General features: G+C 62.6%; 28 protein-coding genes. 4 read left to right on the top strand and 24 right to left on the bottom strand.

The window, feature by feature from the left end; all coding sequences use genetic code 11:
* Positions 1-141: 141 nt before the first annotated feature.
* Positions 142-603, bottom strand: a complete 462-nt coding sequence (locus ASD99_RS16355) for a YbaK/EbsC family protein (protein WP_056594117.1) — start codon at positions 601-603, stop codon at positions 142-144.
* 190 nt (positions 604-793) lie between these two features.
* Entirely contained in the window at positions 794-1,261 is a 468-nt protein-coding gene (locus ASD99_RS35465) for a helix-turn-helix domain-containing protein (RefSeq protein WP_413813937.1), read from the bottom strand.
* 101 nt (positions 1,262-1,362) lie between these two features.
* Here ASD99_RS35465 and ASD99_RS16345 point away from each other — a divergent pair, with 101 nt between their 5' ends.
* The gene (locus tag ASD99_RS16345; protein ID WP_056594115.1) at positions 1,363-1,977 is read left to right on the top strand and encodes a hypothetical protein; all 615 of its coding nucleotides are present in this window, start codon (positions 1,363-1,365) and stop codon (positions 1,975-1,977) included.
* 201 nt (positions 1,978-2,178) lie between these two features.
* The gene (locus ASD99_RS16340) at positions 2,179-2,397 is read left to right on the top strand and encodes a hypothetical protein (protein ID WP_057144280.1); all 219 of its coding nucleotides are present in this window, start codon (positions 2,179-2,181) and stop codon (positions 2,395-2,397) included.
* A gap of 243 nt (positions 2,398-2,640) precedes the next feature.
* Here the strand turns inward: ASD99_RS16340 and ASD99_RS16335 are convergent, their stop codons facing one another.
* The 7 genes from ASD99_RS16335 to ASD99_RS16305 all read right to left on the bottom strand — a co-directional run bounded on the left by ASD99_RS16335 (position 2,641) and on the right by ASD99_RS16305 (position 7,470).
* Complete coding sequence (locus ASD99_RS16335; protein ID WP_057144279.1) at positions 2,641-2,943, bottom strand: hypothetical protein; 303 nt, start codon at positions 2,941-2,943, stop codon at positions 2,641-2,643.
* Between the two features lie 175 nt (positions 2,944-3,118).
* Positions 3,119-3,658 carry a MerR family transcriptional regulator gene (locus ASD99_RS16330; RefSeq protein ID WP_023810244.1) on the bottom strand — a complete coding sequence of 180 codons (540 nt, stop codon included), beginning with the start codon at positions 3,656-3,658 and terminating at the stop codon, positions 3,119-3,121.
* A 126-nt stretch (positions 3,659-3,784) separates the two neighbouring features.
* Complete coding sequence (locus ASD99_RS16325; RefSeq protein ID WP_013532231.1) at positions 3,785-4,108, bottom strand: integration host factor subunit alpha; 324 nt, start codon at positions 4,106-4,108, stop codon at positions 3,785-3,787.
* A 103-nt stretch (positions 4,109-4,211) separates the two neighbouring features.
* Positions 4,212-5,183, bottom strand: coding sequence for a beta-ketoacyl-ACP synthase III (locus ASD99_RS16320; RefSeq protein ID WP_057144278.1), 972 nt, complete (start codon positions 5,181-5,183; stop codon positions 4,212-4,214).
* Between the two features lie 9 nt (positions 5,184-5,192).
* The gene (gene plsX, locus ASD99_RS16315) at positions 5,193-6,263 is read right to left on the bottom strand and encodes a phosphate acyltransferase PlsX (RefSeq protein WP_056594104.1); all 1,071 of its coding nucleotides are present in this window, start codon (positions 6,261-6,263) and stop codon (positions 5,193-5,195) included.
* A 113-nt stretch (positions 6,264-6,376) separates the two neighbouring features.
* A complete protein-coding gene (locus ASD99_RS16310) occupies positions 6,377-6,925 on the bottom strand; it encodes a YceD family protein (protein ID WP_056594101.1) in 549 nt (182 codons plus the stop codon).
* Positions 6,922-7,470, bottom strand: coding sequence for a ubiquinol-cytochrome C chaperone family protein (locus tag ASD99_RS16305; RefSeq protein ID WP_057144277.1), 549 nt, complete (start codon positions 7,468-7,470; stop codon positions 6,922-6,924). Before ASD99_RS16305 ends, ASD99_RS16310 begins: the two co-directional genes overlap by 4 nt.
* A 114-nt stretch (positions 7,471-7,584) precedes the next feature.
* On the opposite strand from ASD99_RS16305, the gene ASD99_RS16300 reads away from it, so the two are divergent.
* Positions 7,585-8,100 (top strand): outer membrane protein assembly factor BamE, encoded by a 516-nt coding sequence (locus ASD99_RS16300; RefSeq protein ID WP_056594536.1) that lies wholly within the window; start codon positions 7,585-7,587, stop codon positions 8,098-8,100.
* A gap of 289 nt (positions 8,101-8,389) precedes the next feature.
* Here the strand turns inward: ASD99_RS16300 and ASD99_RS16295 are convergent, their stop codons facing one another.
* The 5 genes from ASD99_RS16295 to ASD99_RS16275 all read right to left on the bottom strand — a co-directional run bounded on the left by ASD99_RS16295 (position 8,390) and on the right by ASD99_RS16275 (position 14,583).
* Positions 8,390-10,531, bottom strand: coding sequence for a sodium-translocating pyrophosphatase (locus ASD99_RS16295; protein WP_056594095.1), 2,142 nt, complete (start codon positions 10,529-10,531; stop codon positions 8,390-8,392).
* 240 nt (positions 10,532-10,771) lie between these two features.
* On the bottom strand, positions 10,772-11,521 hold the full coding sequence (locus tag ASD99_RS16290) for an ABC transporter permease (RefSeq protein WP_057144276.1): 750 nt from the start codon (positions 11,519-11,521) through the stop codon (positions 10,772-10,774).
* Positions 11,518-12,456 (bottom strand): ABC transporter ATP-binding protein, encoded by a 939-nt coding sequence (locus ASD99_RS16285; protein WP_057144275.1) that lies wholly within the window; start codon positions 12,454-12,456, stop codon positions 11,518-11,520. The genes ASD99_RS16290 and ASD99_RS16285 overlap by 4 nt, the downstream gene beginning before the upstream one ends.
* Positions 12,453-13,616 (bottom strand): ABC transporter permease, encoded by a 1,164-nt coding sequence (locus ASD99_RS16280; RefSeq protein WP_056594088.1) that lies wholly within the window; start codon positions 13,614-13,616, stop codon positions 12,453-12,455. Before ASD99_RS16280 ends, ASD99_RS16285 begins: the two co-directional genes overlap by 4 nt.
* Positions 13,617-13,671: 55 nt before the next feature.
* Positions 13,672-14,583 (bottom strand): ABC transporter substrate-binding protein, encoded by a 912-nt coding sequence (locus tag ASD99_RS16275; protein ID WP_056594084.1) that lies wholly within the window; start codon positions 14,581-14,583, stop codon positions 13,672-13,674.
* 206 nt (positions 14,584-14,789) lie between these two features.
* Between ASD99_RS16275 and ASD99_RS16270 the strand changes: the two genes are divergently transcribed.
* On the top strand, positions 14,790-15,362 hold the full coding sequence (locus ASD99_RS16270) for an NADPH-dependent FMN reductase (RefSeq protein WP_056594081.1): 573 nt from the start codon (positions 14,790-14,792) through the stop codon (positions 15,360-15,362).
* Positions 15,363-15,370: 8 nt separating this feature from the next.
* On the opposite strand, the gene ASD99_RS16265 is transcribed toward ASD99_RS16270, so the two are convergent.
* From ASD99_RS16265 to ldtR, 10 genes are all read right to left on the bottom strand, one after another.
* A complete protein-coding gene (locus ASD99_RS16265) occupies positions 15,371-16,585 on the bottom strand; it encodes an MFS transporter (protein WP_057144274.1) in 1,215 nt (404 codons plus the stop codon).
* Positions 16,582-17,082 (bottom strand): transcription antitermination factor NusB, encoded by a 501-nt coding sequence (gene nusB, locus ASD99_RS16260; protein ID WP_057144273.1) that lies wholly within the window; start codon positions 17,080-17,082, stop codon positions 16,582-16,584. Before nusB ends, ASD99_RS16265 begins: the two co-directional genes overlap by 4 nt.
* Positions 17,079-17,573 carry a 6,7-dimethyl-8-ribityllumazine synthase gene (ribH, locus tag ASD99_RS16255; protein ID WP_057144272.1) on the bottom strand — a complete coding sequence of 165 codons (495 nt, stop codon included), beginning with the start codon at positions 17,571-17,573 and terminating at the stop codon, positions 17,079-17,081. Before ribH ends, nusB begins: the two co-directional genes overlap by 4 nt.
* Positions 17,574-17,825: 252 nt before the next feature.
* On the bottom strand, positions 17,826-18,443 hold the full coding sequence (locus ASD99_RS16250) for a riboflavin synthase (RefSeq protein ID WP_056594068.1): 618 nt from the start codon (positions 18,441-18,443) through the stop codon (positions 17,826-17,828).
* Positions 18,444-18,500: 57 nt separating this feature from the next.
* Positions 18,501-19,622: a bifunctional diaminohydroxyphosphoribosylaminopyrimidine deaminase/5-amino-6-(5-phosphoribosylamino)uracil reductase RibD gene (gene ribD, locus ASD99_RS16245; RefSeq protein WP_056594065.1), complete on the bottom strand. Its 1,122-nt coding sequence runs from the start codon at positions 19,620-19,622 to the stop codon at positions 18,501-18,503.
* 2 nt (positions 19,623-19,624) lie between these two features.
* On the bottom strand, positions 19,625-20,104 hold the full coding sequence (nrdR, locus tag ASD99_RS16240) for a transcriptional regulator NrdR (RefSeq protein ID WP_056594062.1): 480 nt from the start codon (positions 20,102-20,104) through the stop codon (positions 19,625-19,627).
* 163 nt (positions 20,105-20,267) lie between these two features.
* Positions 20,268-20,912, bottom strand: a complete 645-nt coding sequence (locus ASD99_RS16235) for a hypothetical protein (RefSeq protein ID WP_057144271.1) — start codon at positions 20,910-20,912, stop codon at positions 20,268-20,270.
* 77 nt (positions 20,913-20,989) lie between these two features.
* Entirely contained in the window at positions 20,990-22,303 is a 1,314-nt protein-coding gene (gene glyA, locus ASD99_RS16230) for a serine hydroxymethyltransferase (RefSeq protein ID WP_057144270.1), read from the bottom strand.
* A gap of 474 nt (positions 22,304-22,777) precedes the next feature.
* Positions 22,778-24,031: a L,D-transpeptidase family protein gene (locus tag ASD99_RS16225; protein WP_056594053.1), complete on the bottom strand. Its 1,254-nt coding sequence runs from the start codon at positions 24,029-24,031 to the stop codon at positions 22,778-22,780.
* A 438-nt stretch (positions 24,032-24,469) separates the two neighbouring features.
* The gene (ldtR, locus tag ASD99_RS16220; protein WP_008875359.1) at positions 24,470-24,985 is read right to left on the bottom strand and encodes a transcriptional regulator LdtR; all 516 of its coding nucleotides are present in this window, start codon (positions 24,983-24,985) and stop codon (positions 24,470-24,472) included.
* Positions 24,986-25,158: the final 173 nt, after the last annotated feature.

Here is a 25,158-nt window from a genome sequence, read left to right as displayed (position 1 = left end):
ACTCCGGATAAAGTTCAAATCCGGCCACTCCGACCATTTTAAACAAGGACTTGCCCCCGAAGTCCCCCAGCCAGATCAGCCGATCCTCGAATCGCCCCTTCCCTTGCCGTTCTGGTTTCAGCTCTGGATTGGACCCGGTCTCTAAGCCTGGCACACATCCACCCACTCAGCGCCGGTGATCTCAACCATGCACTGCGGCGCAATCCGCACCGCCGCATTGGTGGCGCCGGCCGCAGGCACCACCTCGTCGAATTCGCGCAGCGATACGTCGCAATAAAGCGGCAGAGGCGCCGGCAGGCCGAACGGGCAGACACCGCCGACCGGATGGCTCGTTGCTTCGACAACCTCGGCGGCGTCGAGCATGCGTGGCTTGCCGCCGAACTGGTCCTTGAACTTGCGGTTGTCCAGCCTGGCGATGCCGCTGGTCACCACCAGCATGGTGCGGTCGCCGACGCGCAGGCAGATCGTCTTGGCGATCTGTGCCGGCAGCACGCCATGCGCCTCAGCCGCCAATGCCACCGTCGCCGAGCTCGCCTCGGTAACGATGACATCGATGTCGGGTGCGTGGGCGGCGAAGAAGGCACGAACGGATTCCAGGCTCATATCGAAAAACCCATTGTTCAAAAACTTGATGGACGGCGGATTACCGTTCAGCAGCCAGGGCCGCCGCGCGTATAAGCACGTGCGACACACAGATCGGCAAGCGCCAGGCTGAAGCAGAACGCTGCGGCAGGTACAAGGAAACCCGCCAAGGGAGGGCCTTGGCGGGTTCTCTGGAATGCCTGGTGCGGATTTATGCCGGGGATCGACCTTGCGCCGCCGGCGTCGGCACGGCCGGGCTGATCAGAGCCTCCTGGGGAAGTCGAAGCGCGGACACAATACGACGCAGCTTCGACGGATCCGTTATCCTGCCGTTCTCGATATCCTCAATCTCGTCGACCGCCAGACCGCATGTCAGGGAAAGCTTTTCCACGCTGTAGCCGCGGGTTTCCCGCATCGCTCTGAGGGTGCTGTAATCTGACCCGCTCCCGTTGGCTGCCGGTTCGGAGAGGGCTGCGCTTCTTGCATTATGGGGCATTGGCAACTCCATGACTGAAAGAGTTTGATCAAATGAGGAGTGTTGCCTGAGACGATCGGGAAGATGCCCGTTCGGCAGTGATTTGCCAAGAGCCAAACGGACCGTCACGGGATCGTGAACCACGGGCACATTCGGTTGGCTCGCCCACACGTCGCGATCAAGTTGTTTTGACCGTCCGATCACCCTGTGCCCCGGCAGTTTCGCCCCGCTCGTTCGTTATCTTCTGGTCGCTGGCGTGAAAACCATCCGGTTCCAGCCAGCCTGTTCCCGGAAGGATCTCTGCAATGAACTTGAAGACACTCCTGGTCGTGCTTGGCACGATTTCCAGCCTTTCCGTCGCCGGTATCGGCGGCGCCCGAGCCGCCGACACGCAGCGCGTGCGCGGCACCGTGGTCAGTTTCGAGCCAACGCTGCTCACCGTGAAAACCCGCCAGGGCGACACTTCGGCAATCAAGCTCAATGCCGACTGGAAGATCTCGGGCGTCGCCAACGCATCCGTAAAGGACATCAAGCAGGGCGATTTCCTCGGCATCGCCTCCGTGTCGAAAGCGGATGGCGGCAGCGGCGCCCTGGAGGTGGTGATTTTCCCGGCCGCTTTGAAAGGCACCGGCGAGGGTGACCGTCCCTGGGACCTGCAGCCAAACAGCCGGATGACCAACGGCACCGTCGCCGACGTCACCGACGTCAGCGGGCGAGCGGTCACGCTGACCTATGACAATGGCCAGACGAAGAAGATTTCGATCCCTGACAATACACCTGTCGTGACCTTCGCGCCGGCCACGCCGACCGACCTCAAGCCGGGTGCTACAGTGTTCGTAACTGCTCAGCGGGACAGCGACGGCAAGCTGAGCAGCAGTCGCGTCGTGGTCGGTAACAACGGTGTCGTTCCGCCGATGTAGTCGAACAGGCGGCGGCCAAGTCGCCACCCTTCGATCTTGCCGCGGATCGTGTGGCAGCCCCGATTCCCCAGAAACAGTCCAGAAACAAAATTCTATAATCGGGAAATACTGACGAAAAAATTCGGGAGCGTAATCCCATTCGCGGCGGCCGGGCTACCGCCCCCGATTCATAGACGCCCGCGAAAGAAAAGGAAACGATCCATGAAGAAGTCCCTCCTCTCGGCCCTCGGGCTTGCAGTTGCATTGGCTTTCACAGTGCCGGTGATCGGCGCGACGAGCGCGGATGCAGCCCCGATGACCAAGCATCATCGTCACCACCACGTCCGCCACCACCACCACGTCCGCCACCACCACCCCGTGCATCACCGCCATCACGTTCCTCACCACCACATGAAGAAGATGGTGAAGAAGGCCTACTAAGCATACCAGACTGCCAACGAGAAGACCGGCCTTGGCTTCGTGTTCCAGGCTGGCTTCTCTTTGGCAATGCGACGCGAGGCTCGACAGAATTCGGGCTCGCCCAGTTCGTCGAACGACAGCGTGAGGATTGTGGCGCAAATCCCGATACCGCGAAATCTTTTGCGCGAGGGCAATTCGCGATATCGCAATGGATACTCTTGACCGGGGCCAGGTATCCCCAGTCCGAAGGACCGGATCTACTCGTCAGCGCCGGCTGAACAGCAGGCTGGCAACAAGCCCGATCACCACAAGGCCGACCGCGGCGGCTGCCGCCGGATGGTCGCGCGCCGACTTCTCGATCACCCTGCCCTGTTTGCGGATTGCCGGCATGGCATCGCGCACACGCCCTGCGAGATCGGAATAGGTGTAGAGCGCGGCATCGCGGCCGTCTTCGTAATAGGCGCCGCCTCGCTTGGCCACAGCCCTCTTCAAACTGGCCAGTTCCTTGGTGAGAGCCGCGACCTGCCTGTCGAGATCGATGTCCGAGAGGGTCGAAAATGATGCCATGATGTGTTTCCTTCACTTGCAGAAGGAAACGTAACGCCCCACCGGGAGACGGGTTCCGGTTTTCGAAATATCGATGCCGCTTTGGGCTGCTCTATCTCTTTGCTTTTGCGTAATTCCCAAGGGAAAGCGCGGTGCGCTTGTCCCGGGAAAGCCGTCTCACACTTTTCCTGGAATTTTAGCGCACCTGGTCAAGCAGGCGCTTGCATTCCAGGAGATCGAACAGCGCCTCCTGCAGCAAGGCCCGATTGTCGCGCGAGAGCTTCGACGCGTCCGGCTGCACCGGACCGTCCTCGTCGCTCTTGCCCAGGCCGAAAAAGCGACGGCTTGGCTTGACCCGCGGTTGGCCAACCAGTTCGTCATCCATGCCGCGCGGCTGGGCTGCAGGGGTCAGCGGCACCTGATCGGCCTGCCTGCGCTGCGAGATCGCCTCGACGGCGGCCATGTCGCCATTGCCGATGGCGACCAGGAAATGATTGCCGTTCTCGCGCAACAGCTTCTGCACGCCCTTGATGGTGTAACCCTGGTCGTAGAGCATGTGGCGGATGCCCTTGATCAGTTCGACATCCTGCGGCCGGTAGTAACGACGGCCGCCGCCGCGCTTCATCGGCTTGATCTGGTTGAAACGCGTTTCCCAGAAGCGCAGCACATGCTGCGGCAGATCGAGATCTTCGGCGACCTCGCTGATGGTTCGAAAGGCGTCCGGGCTCTTGTCCATGGGCGAATCCTCACGCTGGACGATGATCCAGCTTATCCTGCCGAATCGGTTCTTATTTCAGCGGTTTATGAAGCAATATTCAAGCCCGGCGTCATGGCGGCGGCGGTTTTCAACCGCGCAGTGGCGCTACTTGCCGCTTTTTGCCTTGCCGCTTTGGTGCGAGCGCAGAATACGGCTCTTCAGCACGTTCGACGACTTGAAGGTCATCACCCGGCGCGGCAGGATCGGCACTTCTTCGCCGGTCTTGGGGTTGCGACCGATGCGCTCGTTCTTGGAGCGGACGTGGAATGTCGCGAAGGACGACAGCTTCACCGTCTCGCCGCGGACGATCGCTTCACAGATTTCGTCCAGCACTGCTTCGACGAGTTCGGCCGATTCAGTGCGCGACAGGCCGACCTTCCGGTAAACTGCCTCGGCAAGGTCGGCGCGCGTAAGTGTCTTTCCCCCCATGCGACCGTCCCATCAGCTCAAAACATAAAATTCGGCACAACAACGGCAGAGCCTAAGTAATTGATCCGGCAAGGTCAAGGACCGAAACCGGACCGTTCGGCACTTACCAGCGAACCAGAACAGCGCCCCAGGTGAAGCCGCCACCCATCGCTTCCAGGAGGACGAGATCGCCCTTCTTGATGCGGCCGTCGGCGACGGCCACCGAAAGCGCCAGCGGAACGGAAGCTGCCGAGGTGTTACCGTGCAAATCGACCGTAACCACCACCTTTTGCTCAGCTATCCCGAGCTTCTTGGCGGAAGCGTCAATAATTCGTTTATTGGCCTGGTGCGGCACGAACCAGTCGAGATCATCGGCTGATATACCGGCTTGTGAGAACGTCGCCTCAATGACGTCGGTGATCATCCCGACCGCATGCTTGAAGACTTCGCGGCCCTCCATCCGGAGGTGGCCGACCGTGCCCGTGGTCGACGGCCCACCGTCGACGAAAAGCTTATCCTTGTGCGTACCGTCGGAGCGCAGGCTGGCCGCCAGGACGCCATGGTCGGCGATCGTGCCAGTCCCCTCGCCGGCCTCCAGGATTACTGCACCGGCGCCGTCGCCGAACAGCACGCAGGTCGAGCGGTCGCTCCAGTCGAGGATGCGTGAGAATGTCTCCGAGCCGATGACCAGGACGCGCTTGGCCTGGCCGCCGCGGATGTAGAGATCGGCGGTGGTTACCCCGTAGACGAAGCCGGAGCAGACCGCCTGCATGTCGAAGGCAAAGCCGTGATGCATGCCGAGCCGGTTCTGGATCTCGACGGCGGTGGCCGGGAATGTGTTGTTGGGCGTCGAGGTCGCCAGCACGATCAGATCAATGTCGGCGGGGGTGAGGCCGGCATTGGCAAGTGCGGCACGCGCCGCCGCTTCTCCCAGCGAGGCCGTCGTCTCATCATCCCCAGCGATATGGCGCTGGCGAATACCGGTGCGCTGGGCGATCCACTCGTCGGAGGTTTCGACCATGCCTTCGAAATCGGCATTCTTCATGATTCTGCGGGGCAGCGCGGCGCCCGTGCCGCGCACGACTGATCTGATCAAAGTTCTTTCCTATTCCTTTGCGTCGGTAACGACGTCGGATTTCCTAGATGTCAGGGCATGCGGGTTGCGCGCATGGAACAGGTCCAGGTCGGCCTCGATACGGTCGAGCAGATTGTTGCGCACCATGTCATAGCCAAGCTCGATCGCCGCGGCGAAACCGTCCGAATCAGCACCACCATGGCTCTTCACGACGATGCCGTTCAGCCCCAGAAAGACGCCGCCATTGGAGCGGCCGACATCCATCTTTTCGCGCAGGCGATCGAAGGCGCCCTTGGCGAAGATATAGCCGATCCTGGCCATCAGAGTCCGGCTCATTGCCGCACGCAGATAGCCACTGATCTGGCGCACCGTGCCTTCCGCCGTCTTCAGAGCGATGTTGCCGGCAAAGCCTTCGGTGACGACAACGTCGACCACACCCTTGCCGATGTCGTCGCCTTCGACGAAACCATGATAATTCATCGAGGCCATGTTGGCTTCGCGCAGCATGCGCCCGGCCTCCTTGACCTCTTCCTGGCCCTTGATCTCCTCGACCCCGACATTGAGCAGACCGACGCTGGGCCGGGCGATGCCGAAGACCGAGCGCGCCATGCCGGTGCCGAGAATGGCAAAGTCGATCAGTTGGTGCGCATCGGCGCCGATGGTGGCGCCGACGTCCAGCACCACGCTTTCGCCGCGCAATGTCGGCCAAAGTGCTGCGATCGCCGGGCGTTCGATGGTGGCCATGGTACGCAGGCAGAATTTCGACATCGCCATCAGTGCGCCGGTGTTGCCGGCCGAAATGCAGGCGTCCGCCGTGCCGGCCTTGACCGCTTCGACGGCCTTCCACATCGACGACTTCCAGCGGCCGTGGCGCAGCGCCTGGCTCGGCTTGTCGTCCATCCTGACCGCTATTTCGCAATGGAAGAACTCGCTGACCTCGGCGAGCTTCGGAAACTTGGCCAGTTCCGGGCGCACGACCTCCTCTCGCCCGTAGATGACGAATCGGATGTCGGGACGGCGGGTCGCGACCGTCATGAGCGCCGGAATAACCACGGCTGGTCCGTGATCGCCGCCCATGGCATCGATGGAAATCCTGATCACGCGGTATTTATCTCACGGTTAGGCGGCAGGTCGCTTTAGCGACCGCGAAGGTTCGGCGAAAATAACGGTTTTGGGCTGCCGCACAACCGACTTTTCCGTCGCAAGCGAGGTTTTCAGGATTTTCCCAGCAAGGATCGCAGTTTTTGCTGGAATTCATTCTCCGCCGGTTCGGTCTCGCTGCCGGCGTTCAGCGAGGCGCCCTGCTTGCGCGGATAAGGGTCGATGGCCAGTCCGAAGTACTGTTCGGCAAGTGCCCCGACATCGATCGTGTCACCGGAAAATGTTTCGGGACTGTCAGGGCCTTCCGCGTCGAGCAGGATCTCGCCGCCGCCATCGAAACCCTGGCGTCCAAGCTTGGAGTCCTCGGGCAGCAACAGAGCTTCGACCGGTTCGTCGATATGCGCTTCGACAGGCTCGAGCGTGACGATGCAGGCCTGGGTGATGTCGGCCTCGACGCGACCGCTGATCTTCACGCCATTGCGCTTCCATGACGCCACCACAAGCTCGGCGCGATAGGATTCGACCGAAATCAGCCCGTGCTCCTCGGCCAGTGCCGCACGCTGTGCGGCATCGGCTTCGATAACGACCGGCAGACCCTTCTGCGGCAGGCGCGTGACGTTTGCGCGGAAGGATACCGGGCTTTGCGGATCAACGTGCTTCATTGTTCACCTCCCTTGGCGACGGGAAAGGCCAGCGTACCGGAGACAATCGATTCGGGTGTCTGCGCGGCCAGCTGGTTGCAGGCGTCGGTGACATAGTTGGCCAGCAGCGATGCTTCCGGCCAGGCACCGGCGTCAGGCCGGACATTGCGGGCAAGGGCTGCGGTGAGCCCGTCGAGATCGTCTCTTTCCAGCGCATCGTCATAGGCGGCGGTTCGGCCATAAAACATCTTTGCCAGCTTTTTCATGCGTTTGGGCACGCCAACGTCGCCAATGCCCAACTCCCGCAGCGAATGATCGACGTCGAGGAAGAACTCGTCGATCAGCACCTGAGCGACCTCTTGCGCCACGCCGCCCTCACCGCGCAACCGATGCTGGAACAGGAACATGTGCAGCGACAGCATCTCGAAACGGCCGAGCGGCGTGTCGGGCACATTCCAGTGGGAATAAAACACGGTCTGCCGCGCCGCCGCCACGATTTGTGCGTAAAGCGCCTCGGTGATAGCGCGGTTGGCATGGCGTTCGCGGCCAAAAAAGCGCTGGAACATTGGGGATGGTCTCCTGGGGACCGTTTGTTGAAGTGGCCTTGTTGCATCGGCAAGCAAGCTGGTTTACCGGTTTCGCGGCCCAGCGCAAGTTGCGGCCAGCTAATGGAGTTGTTGTTGCGCGCGCTGAATTTCAAGTCGACCTTCTCGTCCAGGCCCGCTGGCGCAATCTCGCTGCTGGTGATTGTTTCGGCGCTGTCCGCCTGCCACACCAACAAGATGATTGGTGACCTCAGCCCCAGCGAGACGCTGACGCAGGGTTACGTCATCGACCAGCAGGCAATCGATTCGGTGCCCGTCGGTTCCAGCCGCGAGCAGGTGCTTCTGGCGCTCGGCACGCCGTCGACGACGGCGACCTTCGACAACGAGGCCTTCTATTACATTTCGCAAACGCGCAAGCGCTACGTCGCCTTCGACAAGCCGCGGCTCATCGATCAGAAGGTGCTGGCGGTCTATTTCGGCGCCGACGGCCGCGTCACCCAGATAGCCAATTACGGGCTGAAGGACGGCAAGATGTTCGACTTCATCTCGCGCACCACACCGACCGGCGGCAAGGACCAGAACTTCCTCAGCCAGATCATCAACGGCGCCAGCAAGCTGGCCCCCGGCATTCCCGGCGGCGGCACTCCCTGATCTCAGACCTGCCTCCCCTTTGAGGAGGCAGCATTATCTCAGGCGACCAAAAACCCGCGGGAGCGATCCTGCGGGTTTTTGTTATGGCCACGGTCGAGGCAAGTGGCATGCGTGCCAGCGGGTCTCCAGCCACCGAAACACGATCCGGGGCCTGGATGAGGTTGCTGGAGCACGCATGCGCTGCAAGGACCAAGGGAAGAGAAGTGTCCTAAGCGTCGACGTCGGCTTCGCTCAACAAAAACCCGCGGGATTGCTCCCGCGGGTTTGTTTTCGAGCGATGGCTCCGTGATCAGCCGTGCGCGAGCACGGCCAGCAGAAGGAGCGCGACGATGTTGGTGATCTTGATCGCCGGGTTGACGGCCGGGCCGGCGGTGTCCTTGTAGGGATCGCCGACCGTGTCGCCGGTCACCGAAGCCTTGTGCGCTTCGGAACCCTTCAGGTGCTTGACGCCGTCCTTGTCGACAAAGCCGTCTTCGAAGGACTTCTTGGCGTTGTCCCAGGCGCCGCCGCCCGAGGTCATCGAGATGGCGACGAACAGGCCGTTGACGATGACGCCGAGCAGCGAGGCACCAAGGGCGGCAAAGGCGGACGCCTTCGAGCCCGAGATCAGCAGCACGCCGAAATAGACGACCAGCGGCGCCAGCACCGGCAGCAGCGACGGGATGATCATCTCTCGGATCGCCGCCTTGGTCAAAAGGTCGACCGCGCGTGCGTAGTTCGGCTTGGAGGTGCCGGCCATGATGCCCGGATCCTCGCGGAATTGCTTGCGCACTTCCTCGACGATGGCGCCCGCCGCACGGCCGACAGCCGTCATGGCGATGCCGCCGAACAGATACGGGATCAGGCCGCCGAAGATCAGGCCGGCGACGACGTAGGGGTTGGAGAGATCGAAGGAGATCTCGCCCATGCCCTGGAAGTAGGGATATTTGTCGCCATTGGCGGCAAAGAACTTCAGGTCGTTCGAGTAGGCGGCAAACAGCACCAGTGCGCCGAGACCGGCCGAACCGATGGCGTAGCCCTTGGTTACTGCTTTGGTGGTGTTGCCGACCGCGTCGAGCGCGTCGGTGGACTGGCGCACTTCCTTGGGCAGGCCGGCCATTTCGGCAATGCCGCCGGCATTGTCGGTGACCGGGCCGAAGGCGTCGAGCGCAACGATCATGCCGGCAAGGCCGAGCATCGTCGTGACCGCGATCGCCGTGCCGTAGAGTCCGGCAAGCTGGTAGGTCGAGATGATGCCGCCGACGATGACGATCGCCGGCAGTGCAGTCGATTCCAGCGAGACCGCAAGGCCCTGGATGACGTTGGTGCCGTGACCTGTGACCGACGCCTGGGCGATGGAGTTGACCGGGCGCTTGTTGGTGCCGGTGTAGTACTCGGTGATCACGACGATGAGACCGGTCACCACGAGGCCGATCAGGCCGCAGATGAACAGGTTCTTGCCGGTGATGGCCATGCCGGCGACGGTGCCGATCTCGCCCCAGCCGAGGCATACCGAGGTGGCGACGCCGAGACCGACGATGGACAAGAGGCCGGTGACGATCAGGCCCTTGTAGAGTGCGCCCATGATCGAGCCGTTGGCGCCGAGCTTGACGAAGAAGGTGCCGATGATCGAGGTCAGGATGCAGGCGCCGCAGATTGCGAGCGGATAGAGCATCACGGCACCGAGAATGGCCGTGCCGCCAAAGAAGATGGCACCGAGAACCATGGTGGCGACGACGGTCACCGCATAGGTTTCGAAGAGGTCGGCGGCCATGCCGGCGCAGTCGCCGACATTGTCGCCGACATTGTCGGCGATGGTGGCCGGGTTGCGCGGATCGTCTTCGGGAATACCGGCTTCGACCTTGCCGACGAGATCGCCGCCGACGTCGGCACCCTTGGTGAAAATACCGCCGCCGAGACGGGCGAAGATCGAGATCAGCGATGCGCCGAAACCGAGCGAGACCAGCGAGTCGATGACAATGCGGTCATTGGGCTGCAGGCCCATGAAGTGGGTCAGGACGAGGTAGTAGATCGATACGCCGAGCAGGGCCAGGCCAGCAACCAGCATGCCGGTGATGGCGCCCGATTTGAACGCGATGTCGAGTCCGGCGGCGAGGCTGTTCGATGCGGCCTGCGCCGTGCGAACGTTGGCGCGAACGGAGACATGCATGCCGATGAAGCCGGCGGCGCCCGAAAGCACGGCGCCGATCAGGAAGCCGATCGCGGCGGTGATGGACAGCAACCACCAGGCGAGCACGAGGACGACGACGCCAACGATGGCGATGGTGGTGTACTGACGCGCCAGATAGGCTTGTGCGCCCTCGCGGATAGCCGCGGAGATTTCCTGCATGCGTGCATTGCCCTGATCGGCCGCAAGGACCGAACGTGTCGCCCAGATGGCGTAAAGGATTGAAAGCAGGCCGCAGGCGATGACGGCGGAAATAATTGTCATTGCCGGATTTTCCTCGATTGATGGCCCAAAAGAACCCCTCCCTGGGCCGTTGAGACAAAGACCGGATTCCGTGCACGGAATCCGCCTCTTCGCAGCGGTGTATGCGAAACAGGGCTGCGAACGTCAAGATATTGTTCGGTTTTTGCCCGGCTTTCGCCTAAATGGTTTGGGCCAAGCCAACGACTGCCGTCAGCGCTGTCCTATTAGATCGATTGAAATTGGCCCTGACGCGGGACGCGCCTACTCCGCTTCACGGCCCATGCGGCGCGCCGTGTAGCGCTCGATCGCCGACAGACCGTCATAGATCAGCACGGCAAGGGCTGCCACGATCAGGCCGCCCTGCAGGATGAAGGCGAGATTGTTGGACAACAACCCGGCGATGATCACCTCGCCTAGCGTCTTGGCGGCCACAGTCGAACCGATGGTGGCGGTGGCGAGGCTGATCACCACCGACAGTCTGATGCCACCCAGGATGATCGGAGCGCTGAGCGGCAGTTCGACCTTGGTGAGCCTTTGCCAACCGGTCATGCCGGCACCGCGCGCCGCCTCGACGACATTGGCAGGCAGCGTCGTCAGGCCGGTCAGCGCATTTTCGAAGATCGGCAGCAGGCCGTAGAGAAACAGCGCGATCAGCGTCGGCTTCTCACCGAAGCCAACGGCCGGCACCGCAAGCGCCAGCACCGCCACCGGCGGAAAGGTCTGGCCGATGTTGACCAGGCTGCGCGACAGCGGCAGGAATTCGGCGCCGGTCGGCCTGGTGACCAGGATGGCAAGCGCCACCGCGACGATGGTTGCAGCCACGGTGGCGATCAGAACGGTGCGCAAATGCAGCAATGTCAGCGTCAGCAGGCTGCCCTGGTTGTAGATCACCGGCGCATTGTTCTCGGTCAGCGGCTTCAGCAGCGGCTCGAACCAGCCGGGATTGGTGACGAAGGCGACGAGCAGCACCACCAGGGCTAGCCTGAGCAGCGATGGAAGCCAGGCCTTCATGCCGGCCTCGCCGCGCGTTTCACCAGACCGTCGACCGTGACTCGGCCAAGCGGCTTGCCGTCGGCCCCTTTTACCGGCAGAGCCGGCCGGCCCGACCATAGCAGTTCAGCCAGCGCGTCGCGCTGGCTGGCATCGCCGGGGATCGCTTCGCCTTCGGCGGAGCCCTTCTCCACGGCGTCGCGCACGCGGCCGAGCGACAGCAACCGGAATGGCCTTTCACTGGCGCCGACAAGGGTTTCGACGAAGGCGCTTGCCGGCCTCGCCAGGATCTCGGCGGGCTTTGCGTATTGCACCAGCTTGCCGGCATCCATGACCGCGATCTTGTCGCCCATATGCACGGCCTCTTCCATGTCGTGCGTGACGAGGATGATGGTGGTGCCGAAGCGCTTCTGGATCGCCAGCAAATCCTCTTGCGCCTTGGTGCGGATGATCGGGTCGAGCGCGCCGAACGGTTCGTCCATCAACAGCACGTTGGGCTCGGCGGCGAGCGCGCGGGCAACGCCGACGCGCTGCTGCTGGCCGCCTGACAGTTCGTGCGGGTAGCGCGGCCCGAATGCTTCGGGATCAAGCTGATAGAGTGTCATCAGTTCGTCGACCCTGGCCTTGATGCGGGCCTTGTCCCAGCCGAGCAGCACCGGCACGGTGGCGATGTTCTGTGCCACCGTGCGATGCGGAAACAGGCCATGGCCCTGGATGGCGTAGCCGATGCTGCGGCGCAGTTCGTAGCCAGGCAGCGAACGATTGTCGGCGCCGTCGAGCTTGATGACGCCCGAGGTCGGTTCGACCAGCCGATTGATCATGCGCAGCAGCGTCGTCTTGCCGGAGCCTGACGTGCCGACAATGACGGCGATGGTGCGCGGCTCGATGACCATCGAGACGTCATCGACCACTGTTGTCGCGTCATAGCGCTTGGTAATGCCTTCGATCTCGATCATGCTGTTTCAACCCTGCGCTTGGTGGCAGTCATTTCGATCACCGCATCGAGGATGATGGCGGCGGCAAAGGCGAGCGCGACCGTTGGCACCGCACCGAGCAGCACAAGGTCCATCGCCGTCTGGCCAACGCCCTGGAAGACGAACACGCCGAACCCGCCGCCACCGATCAGCGCGGCGATGGTGGCAAGACCGATGTTCTGCACCAAAACGATGCGGATGCCGGTGAGGATCACCGGAAAGGCCAGCGGAAACTCGACGCCGAACAGGCGCTGCCTGTCGGTCATGCCCATGCCACGCGCCGCGTCGTTAGCGGCGCGCGGCACGCCGGCGAGACCGACCACGGTGTTGGCCACGACCGGCAGCAGCGAATAGAGGAACAGCGCGACGAAAGCCGGGGCGGTGCCGATGCCGCGAATGCCGAGCGCGGCAGCCCCCGGCACATGCGTGGCAACCCAGCCGAGCGGCGCGATCAGCAGGCCGAACAGCGCAATCGAGGGGATGGTCTGGATGATGTTGAGCACGTTGAGAACGCCGGCGCGCAGCCTTTCGACGCGATGGCACAGGATGCCGAGCGGCAGGCCGATGACCACCGCAGCAAGCAGAGACCCGAGCGCCAGCGTCACGTGCTTGGAGCCTTCGGCCCAGAAACTGTCGGCGCGGTTGGCGTATTCCTTGAGGATGGAAAGGTTGTCCCAGCTTCCCGAAATCAAGAGCAGCCCGATCGCCAAAGCCGCGACAACAAGCACGCCAACCCGTGCCAATGGCGACAGGTTCAGCCGTGTCAGCACGTCGGCGAGCAAAAGCGTGAAGGCAAAGATGAGAATCCAGAAACCCGAGGCCGGAGAAACCCTCGCAAAGGTGTTGCCTGCCGGCGTGAGAAAAGTGCCGGCGACGCCGATCAGCAGCGCGATCGCGGCAAGCGCAACCACGCTGGCGGCAAGGCGCAGCACGAGCGGTGTCCTGAACAGAGCAATGAGCGCGGCGGCGACAACAATGGCGAGCAGCAGCGTCCCGGTGGTTGCCGGCAGCGCCTCGAGAATCGAGCGCGCCTGGCCGGGAACGATGCGGTTGGCGCGGAACGTGGCGAAGGGCGCGGCGAAAGCCGCGTAGGCAACGATCGCGGCGATGACCACGCCGAGCTTGTCGAAGCGGATGTTCACGCCCTCCCCCGTCAGTCGATCCGGCGCGCCACGAAGGCGACGCGCCGGAATCGTTCTACTTCAGGAAGCCGTTCTTCTTCAGGAAGTCCTCGGCGACGCCCTTGACCGGCTCGCCGCCGACCTGCACGCGACCGTTCAGTTCCTGCAGTGTGACGAGGTCGAGCTTGGCGAAGACCGGCTTCAGCAGCGTCTCGATCTCGGGATGCTCCTTCAGCACCGCCTCGCGGATGATCGGCGCCGGCTGGTAGACCGGCTGCACGCCCTTGTCGTCGTCGAGCACGACGAGCCCGGACGGCGCGATGCCGCCATCGGTGCCGTAGACCATGGCGGCGTTGGCGCCGCTGGTCTGGTTGGCGGCAGCGGCGATGGTTGCCGCGGTGTCGCCGCCCGAGAGCGTGATCAGTTGCTCAGGCTTCAGAGTGAAGCCATAGGTAGTCTGGAAGGCCGGCAGGGCGGCAGCCGAATTGACGAATTCGGCGGAAGCCGCCAGCACCACCTGACCGCCGCCCGCGACATATTTGCCGAAGTCGGTGAGCGTGGCGAGCTTGTTGGTCTCGGCGACTTCCTTGCGCAGCGCGATGGCCCAGGTGTTGTTGGCGGGCGACGGCGACAGCCAGACGATCTTGTTGGCGTCGTAGTCGAGCTTCTTGGCTGTCTCATAGGCCTTGGCGGCATCCTTCCAGACCGGGTCGTCCGCTTTCTCGAAGAAGAAGGCGGCGTTGCCAGTGTATTCGGGATAGATGTCGATCTCACCGGCGATGATCGCCTTGCGCACCACCGGAGTGCCGCCGAGCTGGATACGGTCTGATGTCTTGATGTTGTTGGCGTTGAGGACGAGCTGGATGATGTTGCCGAGCACGCCGCCTTCGGTGTCGATCTTGGAAGAGACAACCACCTGGGCGCTGGCGGAAGCCGCCGTAATGCCGAGCGCCAATGCCGCGCCGGCGAGAACCTTGACTGAAAACATCGTGAAAACCCCTTGCTATGAACCGAAATGCGGTAGCCGCATATGAGCATGGCTTCAACGGCCAGTCGGGGCACACGGTTTCATAACAAGGGGGATCAGCGCAATATTTTTGTTCGGAAGGCCGATTTCGAGGCGACGCTGGCGATCTGCTGCCATCTGGCGGATAATGCAATGAGGGTGCGGGTGGCAAACACGGAGAGCGTGTCATGGCCATACACAAAGTCGGTTACCTCATCGGCAGTCTTGCCCGGGAATCCATCAACCGCAAGCTCGCGAAGGCGCTCGTTCAACTGGCTCCTCCGGAACTTGAAATGACGGAAATCGCCTTCAGGGATCTGCCCCTTTACAGTTACGACTATGACGCGGATTTCCCACCGGTCGCCCGGGATTTCAAAGAGGCGATCGCCTCCGTTCAGGCCGTGCTGTTCGTTACCCCGGAGTACAATCGCTCGATCCCTGGCGGATTGAAGAACGCGATCGACTGGGCCAGCCGCCCCTATGGAAAGAATTCATTCGCGCGCAAACCGTCCGCCGTCATCGGAACATCGCCGGGCGCCATCGCAACCGCTGTCGCCCAACAAAGCCTGCGCAGCGTTCTGAGCTTCTGCAACTCACCCCAGATGAATGCGCCGGAAGCCTATATCCAGTTCACGCCGGGACTGATAACGGACGACGGCGAAGTGACGGTCGAATCCACCGAGGACTTCCTACGCAACTACATGGCTGAGTTCCACATGTTCATAGCGCGGGTGCTTCAAGTGTTGCCGCCGGACGCATAGGTTTGGCGTCAAACCGGGCGCGTTCTAGTCACCTTCAGCGCGCCTAGCGCAACGAAACAGAGCACAGCAACCGGGAATATCATCCAGTTCAGCATCTCCCAACCCCAGGCGTTGTAGACCATGCCCGACATCAGCGAGGCGCAGGCGACGGAGCCGAACAGGACGAAGTCGTGGAAGCCTTGCACCTTGCCCTTTTCCGACGGCCGGTAGCTGGCCGACACCATCGCCGTGGCGCCGATGAAGCCGAAATTCCAGCCAAGGCCGAGCAGGACCAGCGACGTCCAGAATTGCCACAGCGCCAGGCCCGACAGAGCGACAATGGCGCAGCCGATGAGCAGGACCAGGCCGGCGGCCACAACGCGTTCGGCACCGAAGCGATGGATCAGCGAGCCGGTGAAGAAGCTTGGCGCGAACATCGCCATGACGTGCCAGGAGATGCCGAGCGTCGCGTCGGTCTCCGACAGCCCGCAACCGACCATGGCCAGCGGTGCGCCCGTCATGACGAAGCTCATCAGCGCGTAGCTGCCGACCGCGCAGAAAAGCGCGGCGACGAAGCGCGGCTGCGTGACGATTTCGGCCAATGGCCTGGCGTCGCTGGCGGCGATCTCCACCTTGCCGGATGCTTTCGCCGGCAGCCGCAGAAACGACAGGATGATGGCGCCGACCGCGGCCAGCGGCAGGATGGAGACGAACGAACCGGCAAACATCACCGGCGCCAACAATTCTCGGGTGAAGATGACGATCTGCGGCCCGAGGATGGCAGTAACGATACCGCCTGCCAGCACGAAGGAGATGGCGCGCGCCTTGAATTCCGGCGGTGCGTTGTCGGCAGCGGCGAAGCGGAACTGCTGGACGAAGGCGCCACCGACACCGATCGTGAGCAAGCCAAAGGCAAACAGCCAGAAGCTGCCTTGAAAAAGCGCAAGCGTGGCGACGAGGCCGCCAAGCGCCGTGACGATCGTGCCGGTCATGAAGCCGCCGCGCTGGCCCATGCTGCGAATGATGGCCGCAGCGGGCAGCGCGCCGAGCGCCACGCCGATGTTGAAGCCGGTGATCGGCGCTGTCGCCAATGATTTGTCGGGACCAAGCAGATATTGCCCGGCCAGCGCTCCCATGGAAATGGCGATGGGGGCCGCCGAGCCGATGATCGCCTGCGAGGCGGCGAGGATCAGCGCGGTGCGGCGCGCCTCCTTGCCTCTCGCCCCGACGGCGATTGCCGTCATGATGCGTCCTTGCCGCGCCCCTCGCCACGCACCCGGCGTGACACACGGTCGAGCACGGCATTGACCAGCTTCGGTTCGTCTTCCTCGTAGAATGCCTTGGCGATGTCGACATATTCGGAGACGATAACGGCGACGGGGACATCCTCGCGCTTCATCAACTCGTAGACGCCGGCGCGCAGGATGGCGCGCAGCGTCGAGTCGAGCCTCGACAGCGGCCAGTCCTCGGTCAGCGCCTGGCGGATGATCGGATCGATGATCTTCTGGTTCTCGACGACGCCCGCCAGGATGGCGCGAAACCATTGCGCATCGGCCTCGCGATAGAGCGCGCCATCGACTTCCTTGCCAAGGCGAAACGCCTCGTATTCGGCGGTGATCTCGAAGACACCGCTGCCGGCGACGTCCATCTGATAGAGCGCCTGCACGGCGGCCAGACGGGCAGCGCCGCGCTTGTTGGCATGGCGCACGGCCGGCTGGCCGGGCGAAGCGGGTTCGCTCACGATCGCGCTCCCAGTTGTTCCTTGAGGGCAATCATGGTCAGCGCCGCACGCGCGGCAAAGCCGCCCTTGTCACCTTCCGAGCGCTTGGCCCGCGTCCACGCCTGCGCGTCGTTCTCGGTGGTGAGGATGCCGTTGCCGATGCAGACAGAGTCCTGCACGGACAGGTCCATGAGCGCGCGGCTGGATTCATTGGCGACAATGTCGAAATGATAGGTATCGCCGCGGATGATGGTGCCGAGCGCAACAAAGCCGTCATAATTTGTGCCGCCTTCCGTCGCGCCGTCCAGCGCGAAGGTAATCACCGCGGGAATCTCGAGCGAACCTGGAACGGTGACGACGTCGTAAGTCGCGCCCGCTTCATCGAGCGCGCCGGTCGCGCCTTCGAGCAGCGCGTCGGCAAGGTCGTCGTGAAAGCGCGCTTCGACAATGAGCAGATGCGCCTTCGTCTTCGGACGAATGAAGGCTTTGCCGTGTTGGGATGTGCCAGCCATAAAAGTCTCCGGGGATCGCCGGTGACTTAGGCCGAAGCCGGGTTCATCGCAAGCGAAGATGTTGCGCGCGCTCGGTTTGCCAACCTATTCAGGTTCACTAACCTCGTTTTTGAGATGGCTGTCAAGGTTATCAACCCAGGTCTCTACGGTCTGATGATCGATCACACGACCGGCGTCCACATCGGCCAGCGCTTCGAGTGTCGGGCACCGGAGTTCTTCTTCTTGTTCAGCCGATCCGTCTATCCTTGACCATCAAAGCCCCTCTTTCGCCGCCTCCACCAGCCGCGCCGCGTAGCGGGCCATGGTGTCGATTTCGAGATTGACGCGGTCGCCGACCTCGCGCTCGCCCCAGGTGGTCACGGTCAGAGAGTGGTGGATCAAAAGCACATCGAAGCGCGTGCCTTCAACCTTGTTGACGGTGAGCGAGGTGCCGTCGAGTGCGACCGAGCCTTTTGGCGCAATGAACTTCGCCAGTTCGCGCGGTGCCTCCAGCGTAAAACGCACCGCGTCGCCCTCATCCTTGCGCTCGACGATCTCGGCCATTCCGTCGACATGGCCCGAAACGATATGGCCGCCGAGTTCGTCGCCGATCTTCAGCGCCCGTTCCAGATTGATGCGCGTGCCCGACTTCCAGCCCATCGCCGTCGACAGCCTGAGCGCCTCTTCCCAGGCCTCGACCTCAAACCAGCGTGCGTTCGAGCCGCTGTCGGGCAAGGCCGTAACCGTCAGGCAGACGCCGCCACAGGAGATCGAGGCACCAACAGCAATGCTCTGCGGGTCATAGGCGGTGTCGATGCGCAAACCCACCCCTTCCCTGAGCGGCTTGACGGCAGCGACAGTGCCGACATCAGTGACAATTCCGGTAAACATCAGATCCTATCTTCCCGTTTGACCATGATCCCGAAAACCGGTTGCCACTTTTCGGGATCATGGTCCGATATCCCTTATCCACTCGGCGTAGCTGTCTTCGCCAAAGTGCATCTCGCGCAGCTTGCGAAAACCTGCCGGGATATGGTCCGCGTCGATCGGCGATGCAATGCCGTCGTCGCCGATCGCTTCCGGCCCCTGGAACAGCACGATGCGGTCGACCAGCCCATCCGCCAGGAAGGCGCTCGCCACCTTGGCGCCGCCTTCGACCAGCACGCTGGCCATGCCGAGCGCGGCCAGGTCCTCGAGCAGTTCCGGTAGTGCTACGCCGCCCTCATGTGTTTCGGTGCCTATGAAGCGCACCCCGGCGCGTTCGAGCGCTGCCCGCCGCAGCGGATCGGCCTCCAGGCAAGCGGCGACATAGAGCGGCACCCGATCCACGCCCGAAACCAGCTTCGAGGCCTCCGGCAACCTGATCAGCCGGTCGAGCACGATGCGGGCGGGCGAACGGTTCTCTAGCCCCGGCAAGCGCACCGTCAGGGCCGGATCATCCTCAAGGGCCGTGCCGATACCGACCAGTATGCCATCGGCCGCGGCCCGCATCAGATACACTTCGCGGCGCGCGATATCGCCGGTGATCGACACCTGCCCCCCGCCTTCTCGGCCGATCTTGCCGTCGCTGGAAAGCGCAAGCTTGAGAATCACTTCTGGGCGTTTTCTCAACGACCGGATCAAATAGCCGGCCATCTGCTCAGCGGCTTCCGCCGCCAACACCTTCTCGACCACCTCGACACCGGCGGCGCGCAGGATCGCATAACCCTTGCCGGACACCCGCGGATCGGGATCGCTGGCCGCGCCGACGACGCGCGCGACGCCGGCATTGACCAGCGCATTGGCGCAGGGCGGCGTGCGGCCATGGTGGGCGCAAGGTTCGAGAGTGACGTAAGCGGTAGCGCCACGCGCGAGCTCGCCGGCCTCGGCCAGGGCCTCGGTCTCGGCATGCGGGCGGCCGCCGACAGCGGTGACGCCGGTGCCGACGATCATCGGGCCATTGCCGTCATCGCGCACGATCAGCGTGCCGACAGACGGGTTGGTCGCGGTGCGCCCGGCATTTTTTCGCGACAGTCTGAGTGCCGCCGCCATGAAGCGGCGATCAAGGGCGGCCTGTTCACTTACAGTCATGCTCAGCTGGCGTCCTCTTCACCCTTGATTTCGTCGCCCTTGAGCTCGCCCAGCAATTCGTGGAAATCCTTGGCCTCGCGAAAATTGCGGTAAACCGAGGCGAAACGGACATAGGCGACATCGTCGAGCGATTTCAGCGCTTCCATGACCAGCCGGCCGACCTCACCGGAGGCCACTTCGGTCTCGCCGGAACTTTCGAGCTGGCGCACGATGCCGGTCACCGCGCGATCGATGCGCTCGGGATCGACATTGCGCTTGCGAACGGCGATCTCCACCGAACGCAACAGCTTGTCGCGGTCGAACGGCACTTTGCGACCCGATTTCTTGACCACCACGAGATCGCGCAACTGCACACGCTCGAAGGTGGTGAAGCGGCCGCCGCAATCAGGGCAGACGCGCCGCCTGCGGATCGCCGCGCCATCCTCGGCGGGGCGCGAATCCTTCACCTGCGTATCTTCAGACTGGCAATAGGGACAGCGCATGGAGAAGCCTTTGGTTGGCGAATCTGGTGAAGCGAAAGGCTTAGAGGTTTTTGCAACGATGGCAAAGTACCGCCACCAGCCCCTCGCCTCTCAGCCACAGAGATAGCGAGGCGCATGCAAGATTGCCAGCCTCGCCAAGCAGCCGGACTGCGTGCCGATGTCGTCAGGGAGCGACATCGGTGGTCGGAAACCCGCACGATGCACCGAGGCTGCGATAGGCCTTGGTGAAGCCGTCCATGGATATGCTTCCAACCGGCGCATCGCCAAAGGAGACATCAAGCGCCGATGCTCGGCGCATGGCGCGCAAGAGCGCCAGGCTGGTCTTGGCCTGATTGTCCACGGTCCAGCTGAGCCGGCCGTTGACGGCGCCATCGGAATGGAGCTTGGCGGCGACGCGGCCCTTGTCATCGCCGAAGGTGGCGGCGACGGACTTGCCGGCCGGCAGATCCTTGTTGTCGACAGCGATGGTTACGGTCGGGTAGGCATCCGGCGGCAGTGCATCGCCGTTCGTGATGACGAGCGTCAGGGTACCGGGCACGCCACCGGCGCCGATAAAGGCGGTCGAAGCCGCGCAGGTCTTGCGGAGATCCTCACCGGTGTCGACCTCGTCGACCAAGGTCGACCACCTGCCGAAGGTCTCGAGCTTGGGTGCCGGGGCCGGCGCCGCGGGTGCGGCCTTGGCAGGAGCGGGTTGCGTCGGCTGAGCGGGTGCAGTTTGCGCCAAGGCGATGCCGGGCAGCGGCAAGGCCATCAAAGCGGCCAGAGCGCCAACGGCGCCAAGGTCGGCGAAACGAAATAGTCGCATCATCAAGGCTCCTGCCGGTCGCCCCGGCCTGCCGAGACGACGCTTGTCGTCCGCAGCAGGCGGCAAGACTTCCTATCGCGTCAGCCGAGATAGGGATAGAGCGGGAAACGGTCGGTCAGCGCCACGACCTTGGCCTTGACCGCGGCTTCGACAGCGGCGTTGCCCTCGTCGGAATTGGCGACCTTGAGACCATCCAGCACTTCGGCGATCAGCTTGCCGATCTCGCGGAATTCGGCCTGGCCGAAGCCGCGCGTGGTGCCAGCCGGTGTGCCGAGACGCACGCCCGAGGTGACGAAAGGCTTTTCCGGGTCGAACGGAATGCCATTCTTGTTGCAGGTGATGTTGGCGCGGCCAAGGGCCGCCTCGGCGCGCTTGCCGGTGGCGTTCTTGGGCCTGAGGTCGACCAGCATCAGATGGTTGTCGGTGCCGCCGGAGACGATGTCGAGACCGGTTTCCTTGAGACTGGAGGCGAGCGCCTTGGCGTTGGCGGCGACGCTTTCGGCATAGACCTTGAAGCTCGGCTTCAGCGCTTCGCCGAAGGCGACCGCCTTGGCGGCGATGACATGCATCAGCGGGCCGCCCTGCAGACCGGGGAACACCGCCGAATTCATCTTCTTGGCGATGTCCTCGTCATTGCACAGGATCATGCCGCCGCGCGGGCCGCGCAGCGACTTGTGCGTCGTGGTGGTCACGACATGGGCATGCGGCAGCGGCGACGGATGCACGCCGCCGGCGACGAGCCCCGCGATGTGCGCCATGTCGACCATCAGGTAGGCGCCGACAGCGTCGGCGATCTCTCGAAAGCGCTTCCAGTCCCAGACCCGCGAATAGGCGGTGCCGCCGGCCAGGATCAGCTTCGGCTTGGTCTCATGCGCGGTCTTCTCGATGGCGTCCATGTCGAGCAGATGGTCGTCCTGGCGCACACCATAGGAGACGACCTTGAACCATTTGCCGCTCATGTTGACCGGCGAACCGTGGGTCAGATGGCCGCCGGAATTGAGGTCGAGGCCCATGAAAGTGTCGCCGGGCTGCAAGAGCGCCAGGAACACAGCCTGGTTCATCTGGCTGCCGGAATTCGGCTGGACGTTGGCGAAGTTGCAGCCGAACAGCTTCTTCGCCCGCTGGATGGCCAGTTCCTCGGCGACGTCGACGAACTGGCAGCCGCCATAGTAGCGTTTGCCCGGATAGCCCTCGGCATATTTGTTGGTCATGATCGAGCCCTGCGCTTCCAGCACGGCGCGCGAGACGATGTTTTCCGAGGCGATCAGCTCGATCTCGTGGCGCTGGCGGCCGAGTTCGTTGCGGATGGCGCCGAAAATCTCCGGATCGGCGTCGGCCAGCGTGGTTTCGAAGAAGGATTCGAATTTGTTCGACACTGCCGCTGCTGTTGCCATGGCCTGAAATCCTCGGGGTTCGGGGGCAATTTTCGATTTATGCCAGTCGTTGCCCCAAAAAAACGCTGCACACTTTTGGGCGACGTGCATTTGCCGCGCCATTAACACAGTTGTTTTCGCCCCGCCACGTTTGCGGCGCGAAATTTGCTGGCCGGATTGCGCCAGCGAAGTCTCCAGGTTGCTATTTCCGAGCCTTCCGACCTTTGGCACGCACGGCTGCGCGCTCGGCTTCGATGCCGGCGAGCCTCAGTTCCAGCTCCTGCCTTCCAGCCTCGCGCCGGAAAGCGCGAAGAAGACGAGCACGACCTGAATGAAGACGGCGACTTCCATGGTCCGGTTCCAAGCTTGTCCGTCGACCATGCGCAAGGCCGGTCGATCCGTGCAGCGGCCCCTCCTGCGGAAAAACGCAGCTGCACCCAAGCAACGAAAAAGGCCGCCCTGAGCAGCGGCCTTTTTTATAAATAGATCAGCTATTTAAAGCGATGACGTGATCTGCAGCTCGTTGTTGCCATCGAGCGCGTAGACGTCGTCGCGGAACTGCACGACGCCTGGGCCCGTCGACCAGGCCGAGAGATAGAGGAAGTGGACCGGCACCGGGTTGGTGACCTGGATCGGCGTGTTTTGGCCGGTCTTGATCGCCGCCTCGAAATGTTGGCGGTCCCAGCCGGGCGTGTCGCGCAAGATCCAGGTGACGAGGTCGCGCACATTCTGCACGCGCACGCAGCCCGAGGAATCGAAGCGCATCATCTTGCCGAACAGGCTCTGCTGCGGCGTGTCGTGCATGTAGACACCGTCCGGGCTCGGGAAGTTGATCTTGACCGACGCCATGGCGTTTTCCGAGCCGGGGTCCTGGCGGAAACGGTACTTCTCGGCGTCGTCGGTCGACCAGTCCACGTTCATCGGATCGACTTCGCTGCCATCCGGCGCGAACAGGCGGATATGGCTGTCCTTCAGATAATCGGGATTCTTCCGCATCAGCGGAATAATGTCCTTGCGCACGATCGAGACCGGCGCGTTCCAGTACGGATTGACGATGATCTCGTTGATTTTGGAATTGACGATCGGCGTCTGGCGATCGATCTTGCCAACGATCGCGGTGTGGCGAAGCACGACGCGGTCGTTCTCGACCGCTTCGATCTGCGCCGCCGGAATGTCGACCAGCACATAGCGACTGCCCAGCGTGCCGGCCTTCTCGCGCAGCCGCTGCAAATTGGTCTGCAACTGGCCAAGCCTTATCTGCGCCGAAACGTTCATCGCCGCGTAGGTGTATTTACCCATCGAGCCGTCGGCCGGCAGGCCGTGACGCAACTGGAAACGCTTGACCGCCGAGTCGACATAGGAATCGAAAGCCGTCGAAATGCCGGCGCTCTGCGAGAGGTCGCCCGCGACCATCAGGCGCTTTCGCAATGGCACCACATCGGGATCATCGACGCCGAGCTGCAGTTTCTTGGTCGCTGGGACGTCGACCCAGCCGCCCTGCCCGACGATGTTCTGATATTGCGCGACCGCCTGTTCCGTAAAGGCGACGGTCTGCAGACTGAAGATCGGCAGCGTCGAGGCCACCTTGCCGCCCTCGCTGGCGCGGGCGTCGAACTGGTCGTCCCAATTGCCGCGCGTTGAGGACTTCAGGATGTCCCCGATCACGTCCTGCGCATTGGCGCCGCCGGCAACCATAGCTGCTGCGAGCGCAGAGGCTCCGGAAAGGAAAAAGCGGCGGCTGGTTTTCATGGACGTTCCAGACATTTGTAGCGTTCGATCTAATGTATTCGGTTATGGGGGCGATCTTGCCCGCACTCTAGAATTGGCAAACTTAACAATTAGCCAACCATTGTCCGTATCAGCTAGGCCACAAACGCTCGAAGCACGATACGGGTTCCTTGGTGAACGCACGGCCTTCACCACAGCATCACCGGCATCCTCGGTTCCACTGGAATATGGCGGCAACGTGGCTTTCGGTTGAATTTGGCCCGCCAAGCGCAGCGAAGTGAAAAGACCCGTGCTTTTTCGGCACCGATCCGCGATCGCTGGCCGCAATAAGATGGTCAGCTAATAGAATGATGGTAGCCAAAATCCAAAGAAAAGGCCGGTGCTTTCGGCACCGGCCCTGACTGAAGGTCGATATTTCGGCCGCGCTTCTGTGGCGCGGGCCGGATCTGATGCCGCGCATTACATCCGGTAGGCGATGGTGTCGTTCCAGAAGCGGTCGAGCCGCTGCAAAGCGCGGTTCATCTGCTTGAACTCGTCGGTGTTGATGCCGCCGACCTGCTCGATCGAACCGACATGACGCTCGTAAAGGCCGGCGACGACTTCCGCCACCTCGTTGCCCTTCGGCGTCAGCGAGACGCGGACCGAACGGCGGTCAATGCGCGAGCGCTGGTGGTTGATGAAGCCGAGATCGACCAGCTTCTTCAGATTGTAGGAGACGTTCGAGCCGAGATAGTAGCCACGCGAGCGCAGCTCGCCGGCGGTCAGCTCGGAATTGCCGATGTTGAACAGCAGCAGCGCCTGGATGGCATTGATGTCGGAACGGCCGTTGCGGTCGAATTCGTCCTTGATCACGTCAAGCAGGCGACGGTGCAGCCGCTCAACAAGCTGCAGCGATTCCATGTACAGGGAACGGATAGCCTCGCGGCGATCGTCGGATACGTTGGCGGTCTTCGCCGCCGGACGCGAATTGATCATTGTCTTTGCCTCTCGTTTGTCGCCTTGGTGATTTTTTGTTTTTCACCTTGATCGCGACACTATCGAATACTCATAAAATTCGACTTAAACGCTAGGGCTAACAAGAGCTTACCGGTAACAGGTTTCGAAAGAGGCTTAACGAACGGTCACCCGAGCAAAGATAATTAACCTAA

Origin of the sequence: Mesorhizobium sp. Root695 (genome assembly GCF_001428185.1) — a bacterium.
Classification (GTDB): domain Bacteria; phylum Pseudomonadota; class Alphaproteobacteria; order Rhizobiales; family Rhizobiaceae; genus Mesorhizobium.
Note: the sequence above shows the minus strand (reverse complement) of the source record. Positions and strands in the feature narration are given on the sequence as shown.

Excerpts from the sequence above, each read along its gene's own strand:
- nrdR (WP_056594062.1), bottom strand. The coding sequence starts at position 20,104 with ATGCGCTGTCCCTATTGCCAGTCTGAAGATACGCAGGTGAAGGATTCG.
- ASD99_RS16285 (WP_057144275.1), bottom strand. The coding sequence starts at position 12,456 with ATGATCGAGATCGAAGGCATTACCAAGCGCTATGACGCGACAACAGTG.
- ribD (WP_056594065.1), bottom strand. The coding sequence starts at position 19,622 with ATGACTGTAAGTGAACAGGCCGCCCTTGATCGCCGCTTCATGGCGGCG.
- ASD99_RS16345 (WP_056594115.1), top strand. The coding sequence starts at position 1,363 with ATGAACTTGAAGACACTCCTGGTCGTGCTTGGCACGATTTCCAGCCTT.
- ASD99_RS16305 (WP_057144277.1), bottom strand. The coding sequence starts at position 7,470 with ATGTTCCAGCGCTTTTTTGGCCGCGAACGCCATGCCAACCGCGCTATC.
- ASD99_RS16330 (WP_023810244.1), bottom strand. The coding sequence starts at position 3,658 with ATGGACAAGAGCCCGGACGCCTTTCGAACCATCAGCGAGGTCGCCGAA.
- ASD99_RS16250 (WP_056594068.1), bottom strand. The coding sequence starts at position 18,443 with ATGTTTACCGGAATTGTCACTGATGTCGGCACTGTCGCTGCCGTCAAG.
- ribH (WP_057144272.1), bottom strand. The coding sequence starts at position 17,573 with ATGGCTGGCACATCCCAACACGGCAAAGCCTTCATTCGTCCGAAGACG.
- ASD99_RS16355 (WP_056594117.1), bottom strand. The coding sequence starts at position 603 with ATGAGCCTGGAATCCGTTCGTGCCTTCTTCGCCGCCCACGCACCCGAC.
- glyA (WP_057144270.1), bottom strand. The coding sequence starts at position 22,303 with ATGGCAACAGCAGCGGCAGTGTCGAACAAATTCGAATCCTTCTTCGAA.
- ASD99_RS16310 (WP_056594101.1), bottom strand. The coding sequence starts at position 6,925 with ATGAAGCACGTTGATCCGCAAAGCCCGGTATCCTTCCGCGCAAACGTC.
- ASD99_RS16265 (WP_057144274.1), bottom strand. The coding sequence starts at position 16,585 with ATGACGGCAATCGCCGTCGGGGCGAGAGGCAAGGAGGCGCGCCGCACC.
- ASD99_RS16275 (WP_056594084.1), bottom strand. The coding sequence starts at position 14,583 with ATGTTTTCAGTCAAGGTTCTCGCCGGCGCGGCATTGGCGCTCGGCATT.
- ASD99_RS16235 (WP_057144271.1), bottom strand. The coding sequence starts at position 20,912 with ATGATGCGACTATTTCGTTTCGCCGACCTTGGCGCCGTTGGCGCTCTG.
- ASD99_RS16340 (WP_057144280.1), top strand. The coding sequence starts at position 2,179 with ATGAAGAAGTCCCTCCTCTCGGCCCTCGGGCTTGCAGTTGCATTGGCT.
- ASD99_RS16295 (WP_056594095.1), bottom strand. The coding sequence starts at position 10,531 with ATGACAATTATTTCCGCCGTCATCGCCTGCGGCCTGCTTTCAATCCTT.
- ASD99_RS16325 (WP_013532231.1), bottom strand. The coding sequence starts at position 4,108 with ATGGGGGGAAAGACACTTACGCGCGCCGACCTTGCCGAGGCAGTTTAC.
- ASD99_RS16290 (WP_057144276.1), bottom strand. The coding sequence starts at position 11,521 with ATGAAGGCCTGGCTTCCATCGCTGCTCAGGCTAGCCCTGGTGGTGCTG.
- ASD99_RS16270 (WP_056594081.1), top strand. The coding sequence starts at position 14,790 with ATGGCCATACACAAAGTCGGTTACCTCATCGGCAGTCTTGCCCGGGAA.
- ASD99_RS16335 (WP_057144279.1), bottom strand. The coding sequence starts at position 2,943 with ATGGCATCATTTTCGACCCTCTCGGACATCGATCTCGACAGGCAGGTC.
- ldtR (WP_008875359.1), bottom strand. The coding sequence starts at position 24,985 with ATGATCAATTCGCGTCCGGCGGCGAAGACCGCCAACGTATCCGACGAT.
- ASD99_RS16225 (WP_056594053.1), bottom strand. The coding sequence starts at position 24,031 with ATGAAAACCAGCCGCCGCTTTTTCCTTTCCGGAGCCTCTGCGCTCGCA.